Below are 23,068 nucleotides of genomic sequence, written 5' to 3'. Positions count from 1 at the left end.
ATATTGTCACGTACGTACAACAAATCGCGCTTTTTGGCCGTAATTCTCACCGGGCCTGACCCTGACAGCGGAACAGCCACCGGTGCGAACGCGTTAGCGCGGGGCGACGTTGGTGCGCATGACCGGATACAGGTTGTAGCGCTCGTCCCACGATGCGTGGCGGCGGGCGAAAAACTCCAGCCGCGCGCGGGCGTTGCTGGCGAACGCCGGATCGCTGTCGACCTGTTTGCGGAACTGCGCCGCCAGCGCCGGATCGGCCGCCATCTGTTCGCGCGCCACGTCCTCGGCGACGTATTCCTCCATGTACTCCTTGCGCTCGAAGGCGTTGTTGAATGCGCCCCAGGCCAGCATCGAGTCGGGCGCCTGCGGCTCGAACAGCGCCACCACCAGCCGCGCCTTCGGCTGCGCCACCGGCACGAACAGGTCGCCCTTGGCCAGCGTGCGCGGCTCGGCGCGCCAGGCGCCCAGCACCGCCAGGCGCTGGCGCGATTCGAATGAGCCAGCAGTGAACGTGGTTTTATCGGCACGGAAGGTCTCGACGTCGGCCTTGCCGTCGCTTGCGTCGATGGTGCGGAAAGTGACCGCGTGCTGCTGCAGCTTGGCGGCCACCATTTTCGCGAACGCGGCAGGCACGATGTAGCCGGCGCCGGGCGCGTTGACGACCACGTCCGGCAGCACTTCGTCACGCAGCGGCACGGTCCACAGCTGCGGGCGGGTTTCGTCGTAGCGCGTCATCAGGATGCCCGACACGTCCGACGGCGTGCGCGTGTACGCATAACCCTTGAAGTCGACCATGCGCACCTTGTCGGTCGTCTTCCAGGTCAGCGGCACCGGCGCGCCGGCGAGCTTCATCGCGCGCGCATCGGCGTCGAGCGCGGCCTTGCGCCACTGGGCGCCGTTGGCGCCGACCTGCGCCAGCACCGACACCACCGTGTTGCGGGTGATGCGCACGCGGGTAGGGTAATCCTTCCACGCATGGGTCTCGACCAGCACCGCCAGGCGGTTACGCAGCTGGAAGTAGCCGGTCGAAAAACGCGGGTCGGACACGCCGTCGACAAAGCCGGACTGCGGGTTGTCTGTGTCGGCGAACGACATATAGTACGCCTGCGGCATCGAGCCTTGCCTGGCGATGTCGGCGATGACGTTGGTGCGCAGTGCCAGGCCGGCCTGGCGCAACACCAAGTCGCCCGAATTGACCGGCTCGACCTGGATCGAGATGTCGTGCTCGAACTTGGCGCCGTCGGTCACGTGCAGGTCGACGTAGGCCAGCGGATCCCACGCATTCACCAGCGCCAGCATGGCCTGCATCTCAGGCGCATCGGCCTTGACGTAATCGCGGTTGAGGTTGAAGTTCTGCGCGGTGGTGCGCCAGCCCATCGCCACCGGGCCGCGCTGGTTCGGGCGGTTGTTGGGCGTGAAGCGCTCGTGGCCGTCGACGTTGAAGACCGGGACGAACAGCAGCACCTGCTTGTCGAGCGAGCCTGGCGCGGCGCGGTCCTCCAGCACTTCGCGCAGCGCCAGGAAGCCGGCGTCCTTGCCGTCGATTTCGCCGGCGTGGATGCCGCCCTGGATCAGCACGACCGGCAGGCCGCGCCGCTGCGCCGCGGCCGGCGTCATGGCGCCGGTGCGGGTGACGACCAGCGCCTTCATCGACCGCCCTTCCGGCGTAACGCCGAAGTCGATGCACTTCACCTGCTTCGGATACGCCTGCTCGAATGCCGCGCACAGCTTGATGACTTCGTCGTAGCGGCCGGTGTTCTGGAAGCCCGAACGCTCCGACACGGTGGTGAGGTCGGGCGCGGCGTGGGACAGCGGGACGGCGGCGAACAGGGCAAGCAGCAACGCAGAACGAATCATCGGTGAAACTCCAGCAGATTAAGGGAAGGCCACGCACAAGCTTGGCAGCTGGAAATTATAGTCGTGTTTGCGCTCGCAGATTTGCTATGCTGAGTTTGATTTGAATATCCCGACAACAAGGAACACGATGACAATCGAATTGACCATCCTCGGATGGACGCTGGTGCTGGCGATGGTGCAGATCGCGCTGGCTGGCACGTTTCGCACGATCGAGACCGGCCTGTGGTTCAACGCCAGCGCGCGCGACGATGGCGGCCCGCCGGTCGGCAAGATCGCCGGGCGCTTGCAGCGGGCCCAGGCGAACCTGTTCGAGACCCTGCCGCTGTTCGCCGCCGCCGTGCTGATCGCCCACGTGGCCGGGCGCCACAGCGCCGATACCGTGCTCGGCTGCCAGATGTTCCTCGCCGCGCGCGTGCTGTACGTGCCGCTGTATGCCGCCGGCGTGCCGGTGGTGCGCACCCTGGTGTGGGCGGTCTCGATCGTCGGCCTGGTGATGGTGTTCAAAGCCATCCTCGCCGACTGAGCGCGGCAGCGTAAATCCATTTCGGGGTCAGACAGAGGTCTGACCCCGAAATGCCAAAATGCATCGGCAGCCATCCGACGCGCCGTCATTCCCTTGAAAACTTCGCCGTGGCACCTAGTATGAAGCATGCAACGCGCTGTCCTTCGCCGCATCCTTACCCCGAGGCAGTTCGTTGTTTTTCAAGGAGGTAGTCATGAACACCGAAGACAACAAACAGCTGATCATGCAGTGTTATCAGCTGTATAAAGATAAAAACATCAAGGGCCTGCTGAACCTTTTCCACGACGACATCGAGTGGATCGCCAACGATTCGGACGACATTCCCTACGCCGGCAGCTTTCATGGCAAGGATCAGGTAGCGCAGTTTTTCACCATGCTCGACCAGGCGCAGGACGCCATCCGATTCGAGCCGCAGGATTTCATCGCCGAAAACGACATGGTGGTCGCGACCGGCATCTCGAGCTGGCACGTCAAGTCCACCGGGCTGACGTACGACAATCCGTGGTCGCACATCTTTACCATCCGCGATGGCAAGGTGGCGCGGCTGCAGCAATTCAACCATACCGCCGCTGCAGAAGCAGCCTACAGGCCGATGCGCGAGGCTGGCATGGCAAAGGCCGCCCCGATGCGGCATTAAGGCGAACCGGATGGCGTCCGCGCGGATGCCATCCGCGTTTCAGCGCGGCGTACCGCGCCATCCGGGCTGGACATGGCCGGCAGACGGCCTTCGCCACTGACGGCGACAACATTGATCAGGCCGCCCAAACTGAAGCGCAGCGCGGCGCTGGTCAAATCCACTTCGGGCGTGCCGAGGTGTGTGCGCGCAGCGCCGGTCGCCACGGCGTAGCGGGTACGGCACCCGCCCGCTTCATCGAACTTATGGGCGATGCGCAGACCGACTGCGTATGCACCGATCGTGATATCGAACTGGAAGTAGGTATCGGCATGGGTGGATGTCGCAACGCACAACGCTGCAAGCAATACCATCAAATGCATAAGAACTCCCGGCAAGAAAAAAAGGGATCCGGGCCGCTTCCGGGCCCGTGATGTTGCCGCAGTGTATTGCATCTGTTAGTCTGCTGACACTGCCAGAACTGACAGTCAGCGCAGCCCACCACGGAGCCTTGGAATGTTGCATTACCAGATCGTCGATTGGCAGGATTCCAAGTCAGCGTCGTTCGCCGCGGCGACGTTGCAGGCGGAGTTCTTCGAGGTGCTGAAAACTGCCGCGCGCGAGATGGGATTCGAATATTGCGCGCTCGGTCTGCTGTTCCCGCTGCCGTTTTCCAAGCCGCAGGTCTTCATGATGAACAACTACTCGGCCGCCTGGCAGCAGCGCTATGTCGAGGGCGACTACCTGCGTTCGGATCCGACCGTCGCCCACGCCAAGACGTCGTCCCGGCCGATCATCTGGTCGGATTCGGTGTTCGCCAATGCGCAGGCGCTGTGGGACGACGCGCGCGACCATCGCCTTCAAGTCGGCTGGGCGCAACCGACGCACGACCGGAAGGGGGTGGCCGGGCTGCTGACGCTGGCGAGGGAGAGCGGGCCGATTGGCGACGCCGAACTGCGCTGCAACGTCATCCGCATGAGCTGGCTGGCGCAAGCGGCGCACGAGACACTCGCACGGCTGGTCGATTCGCGGCCGAACGCGGCGCCACAGGTCGACCTGACCGAGCGCGAGCGCGAGGTATTGCGCTGGACCGCCGACGGCAAGACGTCCGGCGAAATCGGCGACATCCTCAACCTTGCCGAGCGAACCGTCAACTTCCACGTCAACAACGCGATGGCGAAGCTGGGCACCGCCAACAAGACCGCGACCGTGCTTCGCGCGGCGATGCTGCGCCTGCTCTGACCGAAAAACGCTGGTGTCAGGTCTGACATCAGCACTTTGCACCGGCGAAAAAAAATGGATGGCGTCCTTGCGGAGGCCATCCATTTTGCTTTGCGCGAGCGACGTTACGCGGCGTGGCTAGCGCCGCCCACCGGCGCATCAAATGCGGCCAGCAGCGCCACTTCTTTCGCCTTGGCGGCGCGCAGGTGGCGCTCCTTGACGTGGCCGTAGCCGCGGATGTCTTCAGGGATGCTGGCAATGGCGACGGCCTGCGACAGGTTGTCGGCGTTGAGCCTGGCCAGCAGCGCGCCAACGGTGTGGCGGTACTCGCCGATCAGCGCGCGCTCCATGCGCCGTTCGGCCGTGTAGCCGAACACGTCGAGCGCGCCGCCGCGCAAGCCCTTCAGCTTGGCGAGCAGGCCGAACGCCTTCATCATCCACGGGCCGAACTCCTGCTTGATCAGGTGGCCTTCCTTGTTGTGCTTGGCCAGCAGCGGCGGCGCGAGGTGGAACTTGAGCGTGATGTCGCCTTCGAACATGGCGGCGATCTTCTCCTTGAAGGCGCCGTCGGTGTACAGGCGCGCGACTTCGTACTCGTCCTTGTACGCCATCAGCTTGTAGAAGTAGCGCGCGACCGCTTCGGCCAGGCGCGTGCCCTTGCCCAGCTTCGCTTCGGCGGCGCGCACCTGGTCGACAAAACCGAGGTACTGCTGCGCGTAGGCGGCATCCTGGTATGCAGTCAGCAGTTCGACGCGGCGCTTGACGACGTCGTCGAGCGTTTGCGTGCGCTTGAACTCGATGACCTTGGCCGGCGTCGTCATCTTCACCAGCGACGGCAGGTCGTGGGCGGCGGTGCGGCCCCACGTGAACGCGGTCTTGTTGAACTGGACCGACACGCCATTGAGTTCGATCGCCTTCATGATCGACGCTTCGGCCAGCGGCACGTGGCCCTTCTGCCACGCGAAACCGAGCATGAACATGTTGGTGGCGATGGCGTCGCCCATCAGCGCGGTGGCGATCTTGCCGGCGTCGACGAAATCAACGCGGCCTTCGCCGCACGCGCGCACGATCTCGGACTGCGACGTCGCGCCCGGGAACTGCCAGTCCGGATTCTTGACGAAAGCGGCGGTCGACGAACCGGTCGAATTGATCGCGGCGAACGTGCGCCCTTCGCCCATGCGCGACAGTGCGTCGCGGCTGGCGGTGACGATCAGGTCGCAACCGACGACCAGGTCGGCACTGCCGGTGCCCACGCGCGTCGAGTGCAGGTCGGCCTGGCTGTCGGCCAGGCGCACGTGCGACATCACCGGGCCGCCCTTCTGGGCCAGTCCGCTCATGTCGAGCACGATGGCGCCTTTGCCTTCGACGTGCGCCGCCATCGCCAGGATCTGGCCGACGGTGACAACACCGGTGCCGCCGATACCGGTGATCAGGATGCCATACGGCGTCGCGGTCGACGGCAGGCTTGGCGCCGGCAGCATCGGTGGCGCAGCGTCGCCGGCGGCAGCCTTCTTCGGCTTTTTCAGCGCGCCGCCTTCGACCGTGACGAAGCTCGGGCAAAAGCCCGTCACGCACGAGAAGTCCTTGTTGCAGGACGACTGGTTGATCTGGCGCTTGCGACCGAGTTCGGTCTCGAGCGGCTCGACCGACAGGCAGTTCGACTGCACCGAGCAGTCGCCGCAGCCTTCGCAGACCGCTTCGTTGATCACGGCGCGCTTGGCCGGATCCGGGTACTCGTTGCGCTTCCTGCGGCGGCGCTTCTCGGACGCGCAGGTCTGGTCGTAGATCATCGCCGACACGCCCGGGCACTCGCGCAATTCGCGCTGCACGTCCATCAGTTCGCTGCGGTGGCGCACGGTGACGCCTTCGGCCCACTTGTAGTCGGACGGGTACTTGTCCGGTTCGTCGGTGACGACGATGATCGGGCCGACGCCTTCGGCGGCGATCTGGCGGCTGATGATGCCCGGGTCGAGCGGGCCGTCGAACTCCTGGCCGCCGGTCATGGCGACGGCATCGTTGAACAGGATCTTGTAGGTGATGTTGACCTTGGCCGACACCGCCGCGCGGATCGCCAGGATCCCCGAGTGGAAATAGGTGCCGTCGCCAAGGTTGGTGAAGACGTGCTTCTCGTTGGTGAACGGCGCCTGGCCGACCCAGGTCACGCCTTCGGCGCCCATGTGGGTAAAGGTCGACGTTTCGCGGTCCATCCACAGCACCATGTAATGGCAGCCGATACCGGCCAGCGCGCGCGAGCCTTCCGGCACCTTGGTCGACGAATTGTGCGGGCAGCCGGAGCAGAAGTACGGCGTGCGGTCGGTATCGGGATTTGGCTTGCTGCTGACGTTTTTCAGCACCAGTTCTTTCGCTTCGAGGAAGGCGATGCGCTCCTTGACGCGCTGCTCGACCGGATGGCCGGCGCAGTAGTGCGAGATGCGGCTGGCGATGGCGCGCGCGATCAGCGCCGGATTCAGCTCATAGGTGGCCGGCAGCAGCCAGGCGCCGTGGCCGGCGCCGTCCTTGTTGGACCATTCGCCGGTGTCGTCGAACTTGCCGACCACGCGCGGACGCTCGCCGTCGGGCAGGTTGTAGAGCTCTTCCTTGAGCGCGTACTCGAGGATCTGGCGCTTCTCTTCGACCACCAGGATCTCGTCGAGGCCCTTGGCGAATTCGTGCACGCCTTCGGATTCGAGCGGCCAGGTCATGCCGATCTTGTACAGGCGGATGCCGATGTCGGCGGCGGCCTGTTCGTCGATGCCGAGGTCGGCCAGCGCCTGGCGCGTGTCGAGGTAGGATTTGCCGGCGGTGATGATGCCGATCTTCGGCTTCGGGCTGTCCCAGATGATCTTGTTGAGCTTGTTGGCGCGCGCGTACGCCAGCGCGGCGTACCACTTGAAGTTGTTCATCCGGACTTCCTGGTCCAGGATAGTGTCGGGCCAGCGGATGTTCAAGCCGCCTTCGGGCAGCGCGAAGTCGGTCGGCACGACGATCTTGACGCGGTCCGGGTCGAAGTCGACCACGGCGCCGGACTCGATGATGTCGGTGACGCACTTCATCGATACCCACAGGCCGGTGTAGCGGCTCATGGCCCAGGCGTGCAGGCCGTAGTCGATGTACTCCTGCACCGACGCCGGATACAGCACCGGAATGCCGCAGGCGTTGAGGATGTGGTCCGACTGGTGCGCGGTGGACGATGACTTGGCGGCGTGGTCGTCGCCGGCCAATACCAGCACGCCGCCGAACTTGGCGCTGCCGGCGTTGTTGGCGTGCTTGAAGACGTCGCCGCAGCGGTCCACGCCGGGGCCTTTGCCGTACCACATCGAGAACACGCCGTCGTACTTGGCGTCCTTGAACAGGTTGGTCTGCTGGGTGCCCCACACGGCCGTTGCGGCCAGGTCTTCGTTCATCCCGGGATGGAACTTGACGTGGTGCGCGTCGAGGTGCTTCTTCGCCTTCACCGCCGTCATGTCGATCGAAGTGACGGGCGAACCGCGGTAGCCGGTAATGTAGCCGGCGGTGTTGAGGCCAGCGTTGAGGTCGCGCTCGCGCTGCATCATCGGCAGGCGGACCAGCGCCTGGGTACCGGTCATGAAGGCGCGGCCGCGCTCGAGCGTCCATTTGTCGTCCAGCGAAATCTCGTGCGACGGCTGCGGTTCGAGCTGCGATCGGTCTAGTGGTGCATTCATCAGGTGTCTCCGTATTTATGTTTTACGCCGGTTCAGGCTTGACCTGCAGGACGCCGCGCTTGATCTGATCGAGTTCGATCGACTCAAACAGCGCGCGGAAATTGCCTTCGCCGAAACCCTGGTCGCCCTTGCGCTGGATGATCTCGAAGAAGATCGGGCCGATCACGTTCTGGGTGAAGATCTGCAGCAGCAGCTCGCGCTCGGTGTCGCTGCTGTGGCCATCGACGAGGATGCGCAGGCGCTTGAGTTCATCGAGGTTCTCGCCGTGGTGCGGCAGACGGCGGTCGACCAGCTCGTAGTAGGTCTCGATGGTGTCCTGGAAGACGATGCCGGTGTCGCGCATGCGCTGGATCGACTGGTAGATGTCGTCGGAGCCGAGCGCGATGTGCTGGATGCCTTCGCCGTGGTACTGGTCGAGGTATTCGGCGATCTGCGACTTGTCGTCGGAGGACTCGTTGATCGGGATGCGGATCTTCCCGCACGGCGACGTCATCGCCTTCGATTTGAGGCCAGTGTGCTTGCCGGCGATGTCGAAGTAGCGGATCTCACGGAAGTTGAACAGGCTCTCGTAAAAGGTCGCCCATTCCTTCATGCGGCCGCGGTGGACGTTGTGGGTCAGGTGGTCGATGTAGGTCAGGCCGTTGCCGACCGGGTTCGCCTGCGCGCCCGGGATGGCGACGAAGTCGACGTCGTAGATGCTGATGTCGCCGATCGAGCCGGCCGGCGCGCCCTTGGCGGCGTTCTTGCCGCGCCAACGGTCGACGAAGTACAGCAGCGAGTCGCCCACACCCTTGATGGCCGGGATGTTCAGCTCCATCGGGCCGTTCTTGTTGTCGAATCCCCAGGCGCCCAGTTCGAGCGCGCGGCGGTAGGCAAAGGCGGCGTCGTCGACGCGGATGGCGATGGCGCACACCGACTGGCCGTGCTGGCGGGCGAATCGTTGCGCGAACGAATCCGGTTCGGCGTTGATGATGAAGTTGATCTCGCCCTGGCGGTACAAGGTGACGTCCTTGTGGCGGTGGCGGGCGATGGCGCTAAAACCCATCTGTTCGAACAGCGCGCCCATCGCGCGCGGATCCGGCGCTGCGTACTCGACGAACTCGAATCCGTCGGTCCCCATCGGGTTGTCCCAGGGCTGGAATTGCATGGCTTGTCTCCGTGATTTTTGTAGCCGCCAGTATAGTCCGGACCCCCAGGCATTAAATTTCAAACACTGTCTCCACACCCCGCCCCTGCGCAATAAAATTGCGTAGAATGGCGCGATTCGGAGGGAATATGTCAAAAATTGAGCTCGATAAAACAGATCGCAAAATTCTGGCGATTTTGCAGGCGGACGGACGCGCCTCGAACCAGGACGTCGCCGACCAGGTCAGCCTGTCGCCGTCGCCGTGCCTGCGGCGCATCAAGCGGCTCGAAGAAGCCGGCGTGATCCGCCAGTACGTGGCGCTGCTCGACCCGGGCCAGATCGGCCTCGGGCTGCTGGCGTATGTGAACGTGCGGCTCGAAAAGCACAACGATGGCGCCAACGCGGCCGGCGCCAAGCGCACGTCGAGTTCGCCGCACGCCGACTTTGCCGCCTCGGTCGAGGCGTGGCCGGAGGTGGTGGCGTGCTACGCGATGACCGGCGAGATGGACTACCTGCTGCGCGTGCACGTCGAGGACATGGAGCACTTCTCGCGCTTCATGATGAAGACGCTGCTGATCCATCCGTCGGTGGCGGATGTGAAGTCGAGCTTTGCGCTGCAGCGGATCAAGGATACGACGGCGCTGCCACTGATGTGAGGCGCAGATCGCGAACACAATTTTCGTCATCCTCGCGCAGCGCGGATGACGGCATCGGGCGCGCTGTTCATGTCGCTCGGCGTGGCGCTACTGGCCGTGCAACGCAGCTGACGTCAGGCCGGCGCTGACGTGGCGTGGGGGCCGCCAAAGCAGTCCAGTGCGCACAAGGCACTGGCGACGTAATCGATGAACAACCGCGCCCGCAGCGGTTGATAGCGGCGTGAAGGACTGAGCAGGTCGAGTTCCTGCGGCACGCCGCACCAGTCGGGAAGCACGCGCACCAAGGCGCCGCCGGCGACGAGATTGTGCACCAGCCACGCTGGGCATAAACCGATGCCATCTGCGCCGAGCAGCGCTTCACGGATCGACAAGGCATTGTTGACGCGGAAGCGGCCGCGCGTTTCCACCACCACGGTGCGAGCGCCATTGTGCAGCTCGATCCGGTCGCCCCCAGTGAGCCACGCGAAGCGCACATAGTCGTGCCGGGCGAGGTCTTGCGGCACCCTCAGCGGCGCATGGCGCGCCAGGTAGGACGGCGCCGCGACCAAATGACGGGGCGACATCGCAATGTGGCGCGCGACGGCGTCTTGCGGCAGTGCCCCGCCCAGGCGCAATGCGACATCGACACCCTCTTCCACCAGGTCGACCATGCGGTCGTCGAAGATCAGTTCAAGTTGCACGTCTGGATAGAGACGCAGGAAATCGCGGCACAGTGGCGCGAGCAGCAACTGGCCGATCGCGAGCGGCGCGTTCACGCGTAACAGCCCCACCGGACGTTCGTTCAGGCCTTGCGCTTCACCGACCGCATCGTCGAATTCTTCCAGCACCTGCCGCGCGCGCTGGTAGAAACGCGCGCCCTGCGTAGTCGGGGCAAGGCTCGTGGTGCTGCGGTCGAGAAGGCGCACGCCCAGCTTTTTTTCCAGCGCACTGACCGACTTGCTGACGGTCGGCTGCGTGACGCCAAGCTCGCGGGCGACGGCAGTCAGGCTTCCCAGTTCAACGGCGCGGATCAAAATCCGCATGTCTTGCAGTGTATCCAATTCGGCCTCACCCATTCCATATTGGAATGAAGTATATGCCAATGGCAGATCTTCCATCGCCCTGCGGAATAACATACCGTGACCGTCTCTTCACTTTGATCCTACCCAAGCCATGCAAAAAATCCTTCAATTCCCGGCAATCGGCGCAGTCGCCCTTGCCTGCGCCGCGTGTCCAGCAGCCGCCGCCGCCAACTGGGTGACATCATGGATGGCCAGCCCGCAGCCAGCCTGGCCGAGCGAATTCGTGCTGCCGCTGAACGTGCCGCGCACGCTGGACAGCGTCTCGATCAGGGAAGTGGTTCAGTTGAGCAGTGGCGGCGAATCGCTGCGGCTGGTGTTTTCAAACCGCTACGGCAGCGCGCCGCTGGTGATTGGCGAAGTGCGGGTCGCGCTGGCGCTGCGCGAAGCGGAAACGGTCGACGGCACCGATCGGGCGGTCACATTCGGCGGCCAGCACTCGGTCACCATCGCGCCGGGCGCGAACGGCATCAGCGACCCGCTGCAAATGTCAGCGCAGCCGCTGGCGCGGCTGGCGGTCTCCAGCTATTTTCCGCAGCCGACGAGCGTGTCGAGCTTTCACTGGGGCGATCAACAGACTGCCTACGCGATGAAAGGCAATGCGACCGGCGCATCGACATTGCCGAGGGCGGACCGGGTGAAGGGCCGCCTGTTCCTCAACGCCGTGCTGGTCGATTCGGCGGCCGGCGCGCGCACCGTTGTGGCGTTGGGTGATTCGACCACTGACGGCAACGGCTCGACGCCCGATCGCAACCGGCGCTGGCCTGATTACCTGGCGCAGCGCCTCGCCGGCGCCGGCGTGGCGGTTGCCAACGCCGGCATTTCGGGCGCCCGCCTGCTGGACGACATGATGGGCGTGAACGCATTGGCGCGCTTCGAACACGATGTGCTGGCGCAGCCGGGCATTTGCACTGTCGTGGTCTACATCGGCATCAACGATATCGGCTGGCCAAGCAGTCCGTTCGCGCCCTCCGCGGCGCCGGTGGACGCCGAACAGCTGATCGCCGGCTATCGCCAACTGATCGCCGCGGCACGGGTACGCGGGGTGCGTATTGTCGGCGCCACCATGACGCCGTTCGCGGGCGCGCTGCAGGGCACTCCCCTGGAGGGGCACTACAGCCCGGCGAAGGATGCAGTGCGGCGCAAGGTCAACGATTGGATCCGCAGCAGCGGCGAATTCGATGCCGTCGCAGACTTCGACAAGGTGCTGCGCGATCCGCGCGATCCGGCACGCCTGCTCGCGGCGTACGACTCGGGAGACCATCTGCACCCGGGTGATGCGGGATATGCGGCCATTGCGAAGTCGCTCGATGATGCCACGCTGTTCGGAACGACACCGCGCGCCAGCAAGGAACGGCCATGATGTTCAGCCGGTTTGAACTGGGCGGCCTGTCGCTGCCCAACCGCATCGTGCATGCGACCGGCGGGCGCATCTTCTGCCAGCTGTGGCACGTCGGCCGGATCTCGCACACGTCGCTGCAGCCGGCTGGCGCGGCGCCGGTGTCGTCCTCGGCGCTGCTGGCGGACGGCGTCAAGGTGTTCATCGATCCATCCGGGCGAGGTCCAGCTGCCGGCGCGGGCGACATGGTGCAGCATTCGATGCCGCGCGCGCTGGCAGAAGACGAGATCCCAGGCGTGGTGGCCGACTTTGCGCACGGTGCCCGATGCGCGCTGGCAGCGGGATTCGATGGTGTGGAGATCCATGCCGCGAACGGATACCTGATCAACCAGTTCATCGATTCGGGCGCCAACCTGCGCACCGACGGCTATGGCGGCACGCTGCGCAAGCGCTTGCGCTTTCTGCGTGAAGTAACGGCTGCGGTGATTGCCGAAGCGGGCGCAGCACGCGTCGGCGTCAGGCTCGCTCCACTGACAACTTTGCAAGGCGCTGTCGACGACACGCCCGAAGCGACCTACTTGGCTGCCGCACGCGAGCTCGATCGCCCTGGCGTCGCCTACATTCACATTGCGCAGGCCGATCGGGACGATGCGCCACCGATGGCGGTGGCGTTCAAAGAGGCGCTGCGAATCGTGTATTCCGGCGCGATGATCTATTCGGGACGCTACACCGGCGCGAGCGCCCGCACCGCTTTGCAGGAGGGCTGGGCGGACCTGATCGGGTTTGGCCGACCGTTCATCGCCAATCCGGATTTGCCGCAGCGGCTGCGCCTGGGCCAATGCCTCAGCGACGCCGATCCGCGGCATTTTTTTGGCGGCGCAGAAGCTGGCTACACCGACTATCCCGTTTGGCCAGCCACACGCTGAAAGACAGGGGCCGCAAAAACACCGTCATCCTGGCGCAGCGCTGACCAATGCGGAGCGTGTTAAATCGGTGAGGCACGCTCGGTATGGGTCCCCACTGCGCGAGGATGACGGTTTCAAGGGCAGGTGAATGGGTCTGACCCCGGACGCGAGGCAGCTTACTTCTCGAACCACTTCACGGCGGCGCGGGTGTTGGCCTTGAGGGTGTAGTCGATGGTGGCAAACTGCTCTTCGAGCGCTTCCTGCAGCATCGTGCCGGGATTGGCCGGCGGCAGGCGCAGGTGGGCGTCGGCCTCGCCATACTCGCGCTGAATCTCCATGCCGGCCTTTTTGGCAATGTGCATCATCGTCTTGTTGGACGACAGGCAGTGCATGTACAAGGTGTCGACATCGGCGTTGCGGCAGTGGATCGCGGCGCGCTCGAACAGCTTCGAGCCAATCCCCAGCCCGCGCGCCGACTTCGATACCGATACGCCGAATTCGGCCACCCGCTCCTTCTCGGTCACCGCGCCGGCAGGGGCGAGCTGCTGCTTCGGCGCGAACGCCAGGTGACCGACGGCGACCAGCTTGAACACCGGGTTGTAGACGCCGTAGACGGTGTCGCGATCGAGGTCGATCTTGCTGACGTAGGCGGTCAGCTGCTCGTCGGGCAAGACGGTGCCGAAGCGCAGTAATCGGTCACTATCGTCGAGCGCCATGAAGTGCTTGAGCATGCGGCGGCGATCGCGCTCCTCGAGCTGCTTGACCATTACCGGCGCACGCGACCTTGCGCCCTTGCGCCCGCCCAGCCAGCCGTCCAACTTCTGAAAGATCGTCATGGTCTACCCGGCCTCCCACGTTATTGTGCACTGCACCAAAACGTCATTGTAGCGTATTTGCAGGTTCCGGCGCGGCGGCCCATTGCGCTTGCGCGCTGAAGCTGAAACCGGCCTTGCCGGCCTGCTTGGTGCGGTACATGGCCTGGTCGGCCTCGGCCAGCAGGGCGGCGGCGCCGCGCTCGGCGCCGGCGCGGCCATGCGCGCTGCTGATGCCGATGCTGGCCGAAATGTTCACCGGGTGGCCCCCGGCTTCGGTGATGCCGCAGATCTGGTCGAGCGTGAGCTGGGCGACGCGCATGGCGCCCTCGCGCGAGACCACTTCCTCGAGCAGGATGACGAATTCATCGCCGCCCAGGCGGGCCAGCGAATCTTCCTTGCGCAGCTTGTCCTGCACCCGCCGCGCCACCTCCTTGAGCACCAGGTCACCGGTGCCGTGGCCGAAGGTGTCGTTGACCGCCTTGAAGCCGTCGAGGTCGAAAAACATCACGACGACGGTGGAGCCGCGGCGGCTGGCGCGCACCAGTGCGTGCTCGATCAGGCGCGTCAGGTAGCCGTAGTTGACCAGGCCGGTGAGGCCGTCGTGGTGGGCGAGCTGCTCCAGCTTGGCCGACTGCGCCTCGAGTTCGGCGGTGCGCTCGGCGACCCGCACTTCCAGCGTTTCGTTGGACGCCTGCAGGCGCTTGTTGACCACGCCGAGCAGCCGGTAGGTGCGCACCAGGCGCCGCGCCGCCCAGATCAGCAGCAGCAGCAGCAGGCCGGAGTAGGCGAACAGCCAGGTGCGGTAGCGCTGCTTCTGGGTCTGCACGTCGTCGAAGGCCTTGTCGTAGGAGCGGCTGAGGCGCTCGATCGCCTCGGTAGTGGCGGTGCGGCCGATGGCGATTTCGATGGCGTTTTCGAGCGGCCGGTATCGCAGCACGGCGCGCGCGCGCGCGATCAGCTGGTCGATGCGCTCGCCGACGGCCGGCGAGAAAGCGGCCTTCTGGATCAGGATGGTGCCGAGCGTGGTTTCGATGCGGTTGGCCTGCGCGACGTCGGGCGACAGGTTGAAGCGCAGGATATCGGTGAGCAGCGCATTGAGGGCGCCGTCGAGCGCGAGCACGGTGCGCGCCGGTACCAGCGCGCCTTCGATGCCGTTCAGTTCTGTCTTGAGGTCGGTGATCGCCGGCGGCATATAGATCAGCGCTTCGCGCAGCAACGCGTTGCCGGACTTGAACTGCTCGACGAGCCGTTCTTTTTCGCGCAGTGCCGCGCTGAGCTGCTGGTAGGCCTGGGTGGCGGTCGGCCCGCGCGTCATGCCGAGGGAGTCGCGCAGGCTGTCGGTCAGCTGGTGGATACGCGGCAGCGGCCGCGCCAGCGCCTGGTAGTCGTTATCGAGGCCGATGCGCGCGCGCAGGATGTTGACGTTCCACTCGGCGTCGAGCTTTTCCAGTTCGCGCAGGCTCAGTGTCACGCGGTTCTGGGCATCGAGGTCGACCGCCGTGGTGCGGTTGAACAGGAAGCCGAGCACCAGCACCAGCAGGATCAGCAAAACGATGACGGCGTTACGGCGTCGTGGGGTCATCAGGACACAAACAGTTGAGTGAAAATCATGATCGGAGGCCGGGATCCATGCCGCCGGACCGGCGCAAACAACCAGAGGATAGCAGCAATAGCGCATGCTAGCCGTTAAGATTACGTGTGCTTACAACCGCGCGCCAGGGCCGCCTTCGTCATCGCCTTCGGCGCCGTCATCGTCGCCGTGCGGCGTGGCGCAGCAAGCCTTCACGGCGCGCAGGCGCGCCGCGTGCACGGCCTCGCGGATGCGTTCGGGCTTGTCGACGTAGCGCGCTGCGACCTCGCCGGCGTTGACGGCGCGCGCCGCCTGCAGCGCGGCGAGCAGGTACGACGCCGGCGGATAGGGCCGGGTGCGGAAATCGTCGTCCGCGGCGTCGACGCCGCGGCCGCGGAAGTCGCACTCTGAAGCGAGCAGCATCTGCTCGAAGCGCTGCGGCTTGCGAAACGCGTCGCAGCGTTCGAACAGCGCGACGATGGTATTCGGCCGCAGTATCTCGGCGCGGCTGACGTTGCCGTGCTCGCGCGCCGTCATCAAGGCCAGTTCGCGGCACTCGTTGGGCACCTTCAGGCGTTTGCACAGCGTCTCGATCAGCTTCAGGCCGAGGCCTTCGTGGCCGTGGTGGCTCGGCCAGGCAGCCGGCGGCGTGGCGCCCTTGCCGAGGTCGTGCATCAGCGCGGCGAAACGCACCGCCAGGTCGAAACCGCGCGAGGCGGCGTAGTCGATCACCAGCATCATGTGCACGCCGGTGTCGACTTCGGGATGGTGCGCCGGCGGCTGCGGCACGCCCCACAGCTTGTCGAGTTCGGGCATGATGCGCGCCAGCGCCCCGCATGCGCGCAGCACCGTCAGCATGCGCGACGGCGCCGCTTCCATCAGGCCGCGCGCCACTTCCTGCCATACCCGCTCGGGCACCAGCGCATCGACTTCGCCCTGCTCGACCATCTGGCGCATCAGCGCCATCGTCTCCGGCGCCACGCTGAAGTCGGCCAGGCGCGCGGCGAAGCGGGCCAGGCGCAGGATGCGCACCGGGTCTTCGGCGAAGGCGCTTGAAACGTGGCGGAACACGCGGTCGCGGATATCGGCCTGGCCGCCGAACGGATCGGTCAGGGCGCCGTCGTCGGCGCGCGCGATGGCGTTGATGGTGAGGTCGCGCCGCACCAGGTCTTCCTCGAGCGTGACGTCGGCATCGGCATGGAATACGAAGCCGTGGTAGCCGGGCGCCGTCTTGCGCTCAGTGCGCGCCAGCGCGTACTCCTCGTGCGTTTCCGGATGCAGGAACACGGGGAAGTCCTTGCCGACCGGGCGAAAGCCCTGGCGGAGCATGTCGTCCGGGGTGGCGCCGACGACCACCCAGTCGCGGTCCTGCACCGCCAAACCGAGCAGCTCATCGCGCACCGCGCCGCCGACGACGTAGCTTTTCATGCGGCCTACTTCGGCAGGTCGTCGTCGTGCTTGGCCGCGACCTCGGTCTCGGCCAGCGCCTCGCGCACCCAGCGCGCTACTGCCGGATGGGCCAGCACGCGCTCGCAGTAGGCCTGCAGCGCCGGCGCCAGCGACACGCCATAGGTTTTGAAGCGCATCACCACCGGCGCGTAAAACGCGTCGGCAATCGAAAAGTCGCCGAACAGGAACTGGTGGTGACCAAAGCGCGACAGGCACTCTTCCCAGATTTCGCAGACGCGGCCAATGTCGCCCTGCGCCTCGGTGGTGCGCCCGCGCCCCGGCAGGCTGGCCTTGATGTTCATCGACATCGCGTTGCGCAGGCCCGGAAAGCCCGAGTGCATCTCGGCGCTGACCGAACGCGCCATCGCGCGCGCGGCGACGTCGGCCGGCCACAGGTGCTTGTCGGGGAACTGCTCGGCGACGTATTCGCAGATGGCCAGGCTGTCCCAGATCGTCATCTCGCCGGCCACCAGCACCGGCACCCGTCCGGCGCCGGAATAGTCGGCGATGCGGGCGGCGGTGTCGGGCATGTCGAGCAGCACCCGCACTTCATGGAACGGAATGCCGAACGCGGTCAGCGCCACCCACGGCCGCATCGACCACGACGAATAATTCTTGTTGCCGATGACGAGCGAGAGGCCAGGCTGGCCGTTGCCGCTGAGAGTGTTCGACAGGGTCGGATCGAGTTCGGTAGTGTGCATGAGTGGTCAGTGGTGGATAAATAAAAGTCAGCGGCCGGCACGGGCGCGGAAGTCGTCGAGCCGTTCGTGCGGCGACAGATACTGCGGCGCCACCGCCTCGAGCGCGACCGGCTTGATGCCGAGCGTGGCCGCGGTGAGCGCCTGGATGGCCGGATCGACCACATTGTCGCACTTCATGGAGTCGAGGTTATCGCGCGTCATCAGCGGGGTGCCCGGCATCATTTCGAATATCGCCGCCTGCAGCCGGCCAAGCCAGTTGGGCAGCTCGATGATGGGGCGCTCGTGGTGCGACCAGCGGCCGGACAGGCGCACCAGTTCGGCCAGCGTGTAGATGGCGGGGCCGCCAAGCGCATACACCTGGTGGCGCGTTTTCGGGTCGCGCAGCGCATGGACGAATGCCTGCGCGACGTCGCCGACGAACACCGGCTGGAATTCGGCGCCGGCGCAGGCGAGCGGCACGACCGGCAGCCAGCGCTGCATCTTGGCGAACATGTTGAGAAAATTATCTTCCGGCCCGAACACGACCGACGGACGGAAGATGGTGGCCGCCACCGACACTTCGCCGCGGGCGGCGATTTCGCCGTCAGCCTTCGAGCGCTGGTACATCGACGGGCCGTCGCGGTCGGCGCCAAGGGCGCTCATGTGCAGGTAGCGCGGTACGCCGGCGGCGGCGCAGGCGGCAACGATGGCGGCCGGCAGTTCGACGTGGGCGCGGCGAAACTGCGGGCCGTACGGCGTGCCGCGTTTCGAGTGCAGCACGCCGACCAGGTTGATGGCGGCGTCGGCGCGGTGCAGCAGGCGCGCCAGCTGCGCCGCGTCGGCGCGGCCGACATCGGCCTCGATCACTTCGACCATCGGCAGCGTTGCCAGGTGCCTCGCGCGCACCAGCCTGCGCGTTGGGACCAGCACGCGCACGCCGGCGGCGGACAGCTGCGCCACCAGGTGGCTGCCGATGAAGCCCGTACCGCCGAACACCACTACCGTCGTTTGTCGCATCTGGCCTACCTCGTTGGAGTGCGTTTTAGTTCAGGGGAGCTGGTTGGCGCGCGCGCCCGACGGCGTCACCACGCCGAGGCGCGCCTTCAGCGATTGCGGCTTGTTCTCGAACAGCGCCGCGTAGTTGGTTGCGTTCGACAGCACGTTCTTGACGTAGGTGCGCGTCTCGGTGTAGGGAATCGACTCGGCGAAGATGGCCCCTTCCATCGGCGCGTTCAGCGTGGCGCGCCAGGTGCGCGCGCGGCCCGGGCCGGCGTTGTAGGCGGCGCTGGCGAGCGGCTGCGAACCGTCGGCGTTGGCCAGCACCATGTTCATGTAATTGGTGCCAAGCAGGATGTTGGTGCGCAGATCGTTGAGCATGCCTTGCACGAAGTCGGTCAGGCCGATCTTCTTGGCCACGTACTGGCCGGTGGACGGCATGACCTGCATCAGGCCGGATGCGCCGACGCCGGAGCGCGCGTCGGTGATGAAGCGCGACTCCTGGCGGATCAGGCCATACACCCAGGCGCGGTCGAGGCCCAGGTTGGCGGTGGTCGGCTGCAGGATCTCGTTGTGCGGCGACGGGAAGCGCTGGGTGTAGTCGAATTCGGTGCGGGTGCGCTCGGACGTGTTGACCATACGGTCGAGGATGTCGTTCCGGCGCGCGAATTCGGCGGCGGCGAGCAGCTCGCGTTCGCTGAATTTGCGCAGCTCCCAGTTCCATTCGCGGGTGCCTTCGAAGCGCAGGCGCATGCTGAAGAACTTCATTGCGCGGCGCAGGCCCGGGTTCGCCGCTATCGGTGCGATTTCGAGCGGCGTGAGCGCGCGCGCCGGCGTCGGGATCGACACCTGCTGGCCGAGTTCTTCCATCGCCAGCTGGCCATAGAAATTGTTCTGGTCGGCGATGCGGGTAAACAGCGCCTGCGCCAGTTCGTGGTTGGCGCCGGACAGCCTGGCCATCGCTCGGCCCATCCAGTAGGTCCAGGCCGGGTCGCTGCGCAGCTGGGGCGGCATCGCCTCGATGGTGTCGGCGACCATCTTCCAGTCGCCCTGGCGCAGCGCGGTGCGGGTTTTCCATTGCAGCTGCTCCTGCGACAGCGGCGCGCCGGCGCTGCGCTGCCACAGGCCGTAGGCCTCGGGCGCGAGCGTCATCGAGGCGGCATATGCGATGCTGGCCCAGCCGGTGGCTTGTTCCTGCAGGCTGAGGGCGCGGAGGTTTTTTTCCAGCGCGACGGTGGCCAGCCTGATGCTGGTGCGGGCCATGCGGCCGACGGCGACGAGGTAGATTTCGCGCTCGACGCGGTCGGCGCCGACGCCGCGCGCCATCGCCAGCGCGGGCACGTCGACTGCCTGGGCGGCGCGCGTTTCGGAGGCGCCGAGCAGCACCGCGGCGCGCCGCGCCGGACCGGTGGCATGCTGTTCGCCGGCCAGGCGCAGCTGCTCCAGCAGGTCGTCGGTAGAAAACTGGCCGGCCTGCGCGAGCGTCGCCACCAGCGAGGCGCAGGCTTCACCGTAGTTGGGCGGATTGATCAACAGGGTGCGGGCGTCGGCGGCGACTTTTTCGCCTTTGACCGCGCGCGACATCAGGTGGTAGCACTTGACCTGGGTGTCGTCGTTGAGCACGAACAGCGGCAGCTGCTGGTCGAAGTTGACCCAGTCGCGCGCGCGTCCGAGCTCGAGCAGCCAGTCGTTGCGCATGCGGTCGGCGATGGCGCTGCCCTGGTGGCGCGTGAGGAATTCGCGCACTTCGTCAGCGGACGCTTCGCGCAGGCGCGGTTTGAGCCGATAATAGTCGACATACGACGGGATGGCATACTGGGGCAGGCGCGCGGCGTAGGTGGCCGCGAGGGCGGCATTGTCCTGGCGCGCCGCTTCGCGCAGCAGCAAGAACAGTTCATCGTCGGCGCGCATTTGCGCGGCGGCGGCCGGACTGTCGGGCGCGGCGGCCGACGACGACAGGCAGGATCCGGCGAGGATGGCGACAACGATCAGTTTCGGCGAAAAAAACATCAATCTTTTACTCTCTTTTACCCTGCATACGAGCCCATGACCGGCGACCCTAGAATACCATGCGGCCCCGCTGCCCTGCCAGCATCCGACACAAGCGACGCGCGATCGGCCAAGGATGTGTTGCGCCGCTCGCTCGCGCTGGCCCGCGCCGGCATCGACCCGGCCCGCAAAGCCCGTTGGGATGCCGCCATCGGCGCGCAATTGCTGGCGTGGTGGCGCGCGCAACCGGTACCCGCGCTCGGCGTGTACTGGCCGTTGCGCGGCGAGGCGGACTTATCATTAGCATACGCCGAGCTGGCGCAAGCGGGCGTACGGCTGGCGTTGCCGGTGGTGCTGGCGCGCGACGCGCCGCTCGGCTTTGCCGACTGGCAGCCGGGTGAAGCGATGGTGAAGGACACGATGGGGGTGGCGGTGCCGGCCGACCTGCGCCTGGTGGCGCGCCCGCCGGCGCTGCTGGTGCCGTGCCTGGGGTTTAACGAAGATGGCTACCGGCTTGGTTACGGTGGCGGCTACTACGACCGCACCCTGGCGCTCGAGCCTCGTCCGTTCACGCTCGGGATGGCATATGCCTGCCAGGCGGCGCAGTTTGCCAGCGCGCCGCACGATGTGGCGCTGGATCGGATCATTACTGAACAGAGTTGATTTGCGCTGCGCCGATTCGCAGAAAGCATCGCAATTGCCAATTTACTATTGATTGGCTAAACGCAAAAATAGCAAATTCATCACATCGTAGACTTGGCCGGGTTCGCGTTATGCGCGCCTCGAACTTACAGCAACCAAGTCGATGATGAAAAATCGCGTTGCCTCGATCCGCATTCTCCTTTGCTGTTTCGCGCTCTTGGTCGGGACGCGAGGCGTTTGCGCCGACACCGCCATGCCAGAAGGGATGATCGGCTGGTGGTATTACACCGGCATCAATGGACAAGCCCACTATACGTCCGACCCGGTCGAAGCGTGCAGACTCACCGCGCAAAACCACGGGGCTGCGACGTTGCTCGGTATGCGGCCCATGAGCGGCACCAACGCGCCGATGCTGGAGTGCCGATATTCCTTGCTTAACATCCCGAACAAAGAGGATTGGTACGGCCAGGCTTCGTTGTTTTGCACGACGGGATATCTGCCGCGTTGGCCGGGCGTGTGTGTCAAGCGCGATGAACCGCCGGCGCCGGTGAGCTGCCCGACTGGACCGGGCCAAGCCATCGGCAACCCTGTGCAATTGGCGAGCGGCTCGAAAGTACAGACAGAAATCGACCTGGCGGGCGGCCGCTCCGAGTTTTCGAAGATACAGCGTACCTATCGCAGCTTGCGCCGGAGCGGGCGCGGACAGTCGGCCGGATTTGGCTGGTCATTCTCCTTCGATCGCGATTTCATTCTCGATCCGAATAGCGGCGTTGCGGGAATACCGAACGTGTCGGGCAGTTTCGGCGACGGCAGCGCGTTTGCGTTCGCCGCGCGCAGCAATGGAGAGTTCGTGTCGCGCTACGACAAGCGCCTGTCGCTGAAGGCCATGAGCGCTGGGTACGATGACTGGATACTGACCGCCATCGACGGCCAGCAAGAGCGCTATAAGAAAATCGACGGCGTCTATCGCATGGTCAGTTCGCATGGCGCCGCGGGCGGATCGGCCGCCTATTCCTACAACGCGGACAAGCAGCTCACGCGCATCACGGACGCCGATGGCCGCAGCGTGGATATCCAATGGCGCGACGGCGTCGTTGAATCGATCGAGGGACCTGAAAGCACGGTCCGCTACACCTACGAACAGGCCGTGGTTGCCGGCCAGCCCAATATCGTTGGGATGGCGCGACTCGATGCCGTGCACTTTCATGGCAACGATGGCGCGCTGGTGTCGTCGCGTCGCTATCACTACGAGCACCCGCTGCAGCGTTATTTGCTGACTGGCATTACCGACGAAAACAGTGTGCGATTCGCCACCTACGCCTACAACGACGCCGGCCAAGCGGTGCTGTCCGAACACGCGGGCGGCGTGGGCCGCTACAGTTTTGCCTACCCGACCGACCTGACCAGGCGCGTTACCGATCCGCTCGGCACTGAACGTATTCTGGGCCTCAGCTACCCGAGCGATGGCAGGGGGCGCATCGTCAGCGAAAGCCAGCCGGCCGGCGCCGGGTGCGATGCCGGCGCCAGCGTGTTCGAATACACCAGCAGCGGCGACCTCGTCAGCCGTACTGACTTTAACGGCCAGAAAACCTGCGTTGCCACCGACGTGGTGCGCGGCCTGGAAACACGTCGGATTGAAGGCCTGGCCGCAGGCGCGAGCTGCCCGGTGGGGGCGCCCCCCATCATCAGCAAAACGGCCCGCATGGCAAGTACCCAATGGCATCCCGACTGGCCGCTGAAAAGCGCCGTCGCCGAAGCAAACCGGATCACGACCTACACCTTCCACGGCCAACGCGGCGCCGACGGGCAAGTAGCCAATTGCGCCCCGGCTGCAACCCTGCCAAACGGCAAGCCGCTCGCGCTCGTCTGCCGTAAAACGGTTCAGTCGACCACCGACGACAATGGTTCGCTGGGCTTTGCGGCAGCAAAAACCGGCACGGCACGGG

General features: G+C 65.5%; 19 protein-coding genes. 8 read left to right on the top strand and 11 right to left on the bottom strand.

Translation table 11 applies throughout. From position 1 onward, the window contains the following. Positions 1-93 precede the first annotated feature (93 nt). Complete coding sequence (locus tag ACP7DD_RS23600; RefSeq protein ID WP_426177441.1) at positions 94-1,857, bottom strand: M14 family metallopeptidase; 1,764 nt, start codon at positions 1,855-1,857, stop codon at positions 94-96. A gap of 127 nt (positions 1,858-1,984) precedes the next feature. Here ACP7DD_RS23600 and ACP7DD_RS23595 point away from each other — a divergent pair, with 127 nt between their 5' ends. Then, complete coding sequence (locus tag ACP7DD_RS23595; protein ID WP_426177439.1) at positions 1,985-2,380, top strand: MAPEG family protein; 396 nt, start codon at positions 1,985-1,987, stop codon at positions 2,378-2,380. A gap of 193 nt (positions 2,381-2,573) precedes the next feature. Further along, positions 2,574-3,017, top strand: a complete 444-nt coding sequence (locus tag ACP7DD_RS23590; protein WP_426177437.1) for a nuclear transport factor 2 family protein — start codon at positions 2,574-2,576, stop codon at positions 3,015-3,017. Here the strand turns inward: ACP7DD_RS23590 and ACP7DD_RS23585 are convergent. Then, entirely contained in the window at positions 3,014-3,376 is a 363-nt protein-coding gene (locus tag ACP7DD_RS23585) for a hypothetical protein (RefSeq protein ID WP_426177436.1), read from the bottom strand. The two genes, ACP7DD_RS23590 and ACP7DD_RS23585, sit on opposite strands and share 4 nt — an antisense overlap. A gap of 133 nt (positions 3,377-3,509) precedes the next feature. Here ACP7DD_RS23585 and ACP7DD_RS23580 point away from each other — a divergent pair, with 133 nt between their 5' ends. Continuing rightward, on the top strand, positions 3,510-4,235 hold the full coding sequence (locus ACP7DD_RS23580; RefSeq protein WP_426177435.1) for an autoinducer binding domain-containing protein: 726 nt from the start codon (positions 3,510-3,512) through the stop codon (positions 4,233-4,235). Positions 4,236-4,339: 104 nt separating this feature from the next. On the opposite strand, the gene ACP7DD_RS23575 is transcribed toward ACP7DD_RS23580, so the two are convergent. Together ACP7DD_RS23575 and hppD are read right to left on the bottom strand one after the other, a co-directional pair. Then, positions 4,340-7,897: an indolepyruvate ferredoxin oxidoreductase family protein gene (locus ACP7DD_RS23575; RefSeq protein ID WP_426177433.1), complete on the bottom strand. Its 3,558-nt coding sequence runs from the start codon at positions 7,895-7,897 to the stop codon at positions 4,340-4,342. A gap of 22 nt (positions 7,898-7,919) precedes the next feature. Next, positions 7,920-9,044, bottom strand: coding sequence for a 4-hydroxyphenylpyruvate dioxygenase (gene hppD, locus ACP7DD_RS23570; RefSeq protein WP_426177431.1), 1,125 nt, complete (start codon positions 9,042-9,044; stop codon positions 7,920-7,922). A gap of 128 nt (positions 9,045-9,172) precedes the next feature. Between hppD and ACP7DD_RS23565 the strand changes: the two genes are divergently transcribed. Further along, positions 9,173-9,679, top strand: a complete 507-nt coding sequence (locus tag ACP7DD_RS23565; protein ID WP_426177429.1) for an Lrp/AsnC family transcriptional regulator — start codon at positions 9,173-9,175, stop codon at positions 9,677-9,679. A gap of 113 nt (positions 9,680-9,792) precedes the next feature. Here ACP7DD_RS23565 and ACP7DD_RS23560 read toward each other — a convergent pair whose 3' ends face one another. Further along, positions 9,793-10,776, bottom strand: coding sequence for a LysR family transcriptional regulator (locus ACP7DD_RS23560; RefSeq protein WP_426177427.1), 984 nt, complete (start codon positions 10,774-10,776; stop codon positions 9,793-9,795). A gap of 55 nt (positions 10,777-10,831) precedes the next feature. On the opposite strand from ACP7DD_RS23560, the gene ACP7DD_RS23555 reads away from it, so the two are divergent. Together ACP7DD_RS23555 and ACP7DD_RS23550 are read left to right on the top strand one after the other, a co-directional pair. Further along, on the top strand, positions 10,832-12,100 hold the full coding sequence (locus ACP7DD_RS23555) for an SGNH/GDSL hydrolase family protein (protein WP_426177426.1): 1,269 nt from the start codon (positions 10,832-10,834) through the stop codon (positions 12,098-12,100). Further along, on the top strand, positions 12,097-13,002 hold the full coding sequence (locus ACP7DD_RS23550) for an alkene reductase (protein WP_426177425.1): 906 nt from the start codon (positions 12,097-12,099) through the stop codon (positions 13,000-13,002). The genes ACP7DD_RS23555 and ACP7DD_RS23550 overlap by 4 nt, the downstream gene beginning before the upstream one ends. 155 nt (positions 13,003-13,157) lie before the next feature. Here ACP7DD_RS23550 and ACP7DD_RS23545 read toward each other — a convergent pair whose 3' ends face one another. The 6 genes from ACP7DD_RS23545 to ACP7DD_RS23520 all read right to left on the bottom strand — a co-directional run bounded on the left by ACP7DD_RS23545 (position 13,158) and on the right by ACP7DD_RS23520 (position 20,501). After that, positions 13,158-13,817 (bottom strand): GNAT family N-acetyltransferase, encoded by a 660-nt coding sequence (locus ACP7DD_RS23545; RefSeq protein WP_426177423.1) that lies wholly within the window; start codon positions 13,815-13,817, stop codon positions 13,158-13,160. Between the two features lie 43 nt (positions 13,818-13,860). Next, a complete protein-coding gene (locus tag ACP7DD_RS23540; protein WP_426177421.1) occupies positions 13,861-15,378 on the bottom strand; it encodes a DAHL domain-containing protein in 1,518 nt (505 codons plus the stop codon). Between the two features lie 120 nt (positions 15,379-15,498). Continuing rightward, positions 15,499-16,794, bottom strand: a complete 1,296-nt coding sequence (locus tag ACP7DD_RS23535; RefSeq protein WP_426177419.1) for a multifunctional CCA addition/repair protein — start codon at positions 16,792-16,794, stop codon at positions 15,499-15,501. A gap of 5 nt (positions 16,795-16,799) precedes the next feature. Further along, the gene (locus ACP7DD_RS23530; protein WP_426177417.1) at positions 16,800-17,516 is read right to left on the bottom strand and encodes a glutathione S-transferase family protein; all 717 of its coding nucleotides are present in this window, start codon (positions 17,514-17,516) and stop codon (positions 16,800-16,802) included. Between the two features lie 27 nt (positions 17,517-17,543). Next, positions 17,544-18,512 (bottom strand): complex I NDUFA9 subunit family protein, encoded by a 969-nt coding sequence (locus tag ACP7DD_RS23525; protein ID WP_426177416.1) that lies wholly within the window; start codon positions 18,510-18,512, stop codon positions 17,544-17,546. 30 nt (positions 18,513-18,542) lie between these two features. Continuing rightward, positions 18,543-20,501 carry a transglycosylase SLT domain-containing protein gene (locus ACP7DD_RS23520; protein WP_426177415.1) on the bottom strand — a complete coding sequence of 653 codons (1,959 nt, stop codon included), beginning with the start codon at positions 20,499-20,501 and terminating at the stop codon, positions 18,543-18,545. Between the two features lie 117 nt (positions 20,502-20,618). Here ACP7DD_RS23520 and ACP7DD_RS23515 point away from each other — a divergent pair, with 117 nt between their 5' ends. After that, a complete protein-coding gene (locus ACP7DD_RS23515) occupies positions 20,619-21,143 on the top strand; it encodes a 5-formyltetrahydrofolate cyclo-ligase (RefSeq protein ID WP_426177452.1) in 525 nt (174 codons plus the stop codon). 145 nt (positions 21,144-21,288) lie between these two features. Further along, positions 21,289-23,068: DUF6531 domain-containing protein (locus ACP7DD_RS23510; RefSeq protein ID WP_426177413.1), on the top strand; the 1,780-nt coding region annotated here is incomplete at its 3' end.

It is taken from the genome of Massilia sp. TWR1-2-2 (assembly GCF_049897565.1).
GTDB lineage: Bacteria > Pseudomonadota > Gammaproteobacteria > Burkholderiales > Burkholderiaceae_D > JAFCUW01.
This window is presented reverse-complemented; position numbering and strand designations above follow the sequence as displayed.

What these genes read in the sequence shown, in the direction of transcription:
- ACP7DD_RS23600 (WP_426177441.1), bottom strand. Translation starts at nt 1,857, where the DNA reads ATGATTCGTTCTGCGTTGCTGCTTGCCCTGTTCGCCGCCGTCCCGCTG.
- ACP7DD_RS23595 (WP_426177439.1), top strand. Translation starts at nt 1,985, where the DNA reads ATGACAATCGAATTGACCATCCTCGGATGGACGCTGGTGCTGGCGATG.
- ACP7DD_RS23590 (WP_426177437.1), top strand. Translation starts at nt 2,574, where the DNA reads ATGAACACCGAAGACAACAAACAGCTGATCATGCAGTGTTATCAGCTG.
- ACP7DD_RS23585 (WP_426177436.1), bottom strand. Translation starts at nt 3,376, where the DNA reads ATGCATTTGATGGTATTGCTTGCAGCGTTGTGCGTTGCGACATCCACC.
- ACP7DD_RS23580 (WP_426177435.1), top strand. Translation starts at nt 3,510, where the DNA reads ATGTTGCATTACCAGATCGTCGATTGGCAGGATTCCAAGTCAGCGTCG.
- ACP7DD_RS23575 (WP_426177433.1), bottom strand. Translation starts at nt 7,897, where the DNA reads ATGAATGCACCACTAGACCGATCGCAGCTCGAACCGCAGCCGTCGCAC.
- hppD (WP_426177431.1), bottom strand. Translation starts at nt 9,044, where the DNA reads ATGCAATTCCAGCCCTGGGACAACCCGATGGGGACCGACGGATTCGAG.
- ACP7DD_RS23565 (WP_426177429.1), top strand. Translation starts at nt 9,173, where the DNA reads ATGTCAAAAATTGAGCTCGATAAAACAGATCGCAAAATTCTGGCGATT.
- ACP7DD_RS23560 (WP_426177427.1), bottom strand. Translation starts at nt 10,776, where the DNA reads ATGGAAGATCTGCCATTGGCATATACTTCATTCCAATATGGAATGGGT.
- ACP7DD_RS23555 (WP_426177426.1), top strand. Translation starts at nt 10,832, where the DNA reads ATGCAAAAAATCCTTCAATTCCCGGCAATCGGCGCAGTCGCCCTTGCC.
- ACP7DD_RS23550 (WP_426177425.1), top strand. Translation starts at nt 12,097, where the DNA reads ATGATGTTCAGCCGGTTTGAACTGGGCGGCCTGTCGCTGCCCAACCGC.
- ACP7DD_RS23545 (WP_426177423.1), bottom strand. Translation starts at nt 13,817, where the DNA reads ATGACGATCTTTCAGAAGTTGGACGGCTGGCTGGGCGGGCGCAAGGGC.
- ACP7DD_RS23540 (WP_426177421.1), bottom strand. Translation starts at nt 15,378, where the DNA reads ATGACCCCACGACGCCGTAACGCCGTCATCGTTTTGCTGATCCTGCTG.
- ACP7DD_RS23535 (WP_426177419.1), bottom strand. Translation starts at nt 16,794, where the DNA reads ATGAAAAGCTACGTCGTCGGCGGCGCGGTGCGCGATGAGCTGCTCGGT.
- ACP7DD_RS23530 (WP_426177417.1), bottom strand. Translation starts at nt 17,516, where the DNA reads ATGCACACTACCGAACTCGATCCGACCCTGTCGAACACTCTCAGCGGC.
- ACP7DD_RS23525 (WP_426177416.1), bottom strand. Translation starts at nt 18,512, where the DNA reads ATGCGACAAACGACGGTAGTGGTGTTCGGCGGTACGGGCTTCATCGGC.
- ACP7DD_RS23520 (WP_426177415.1), bottom strand. Translation starts at nt 20,501, where the DNA reads ATGTTTTTTTCGCCGAAACTGATCGTTGTCGCCATCCTCGCCGGATCC.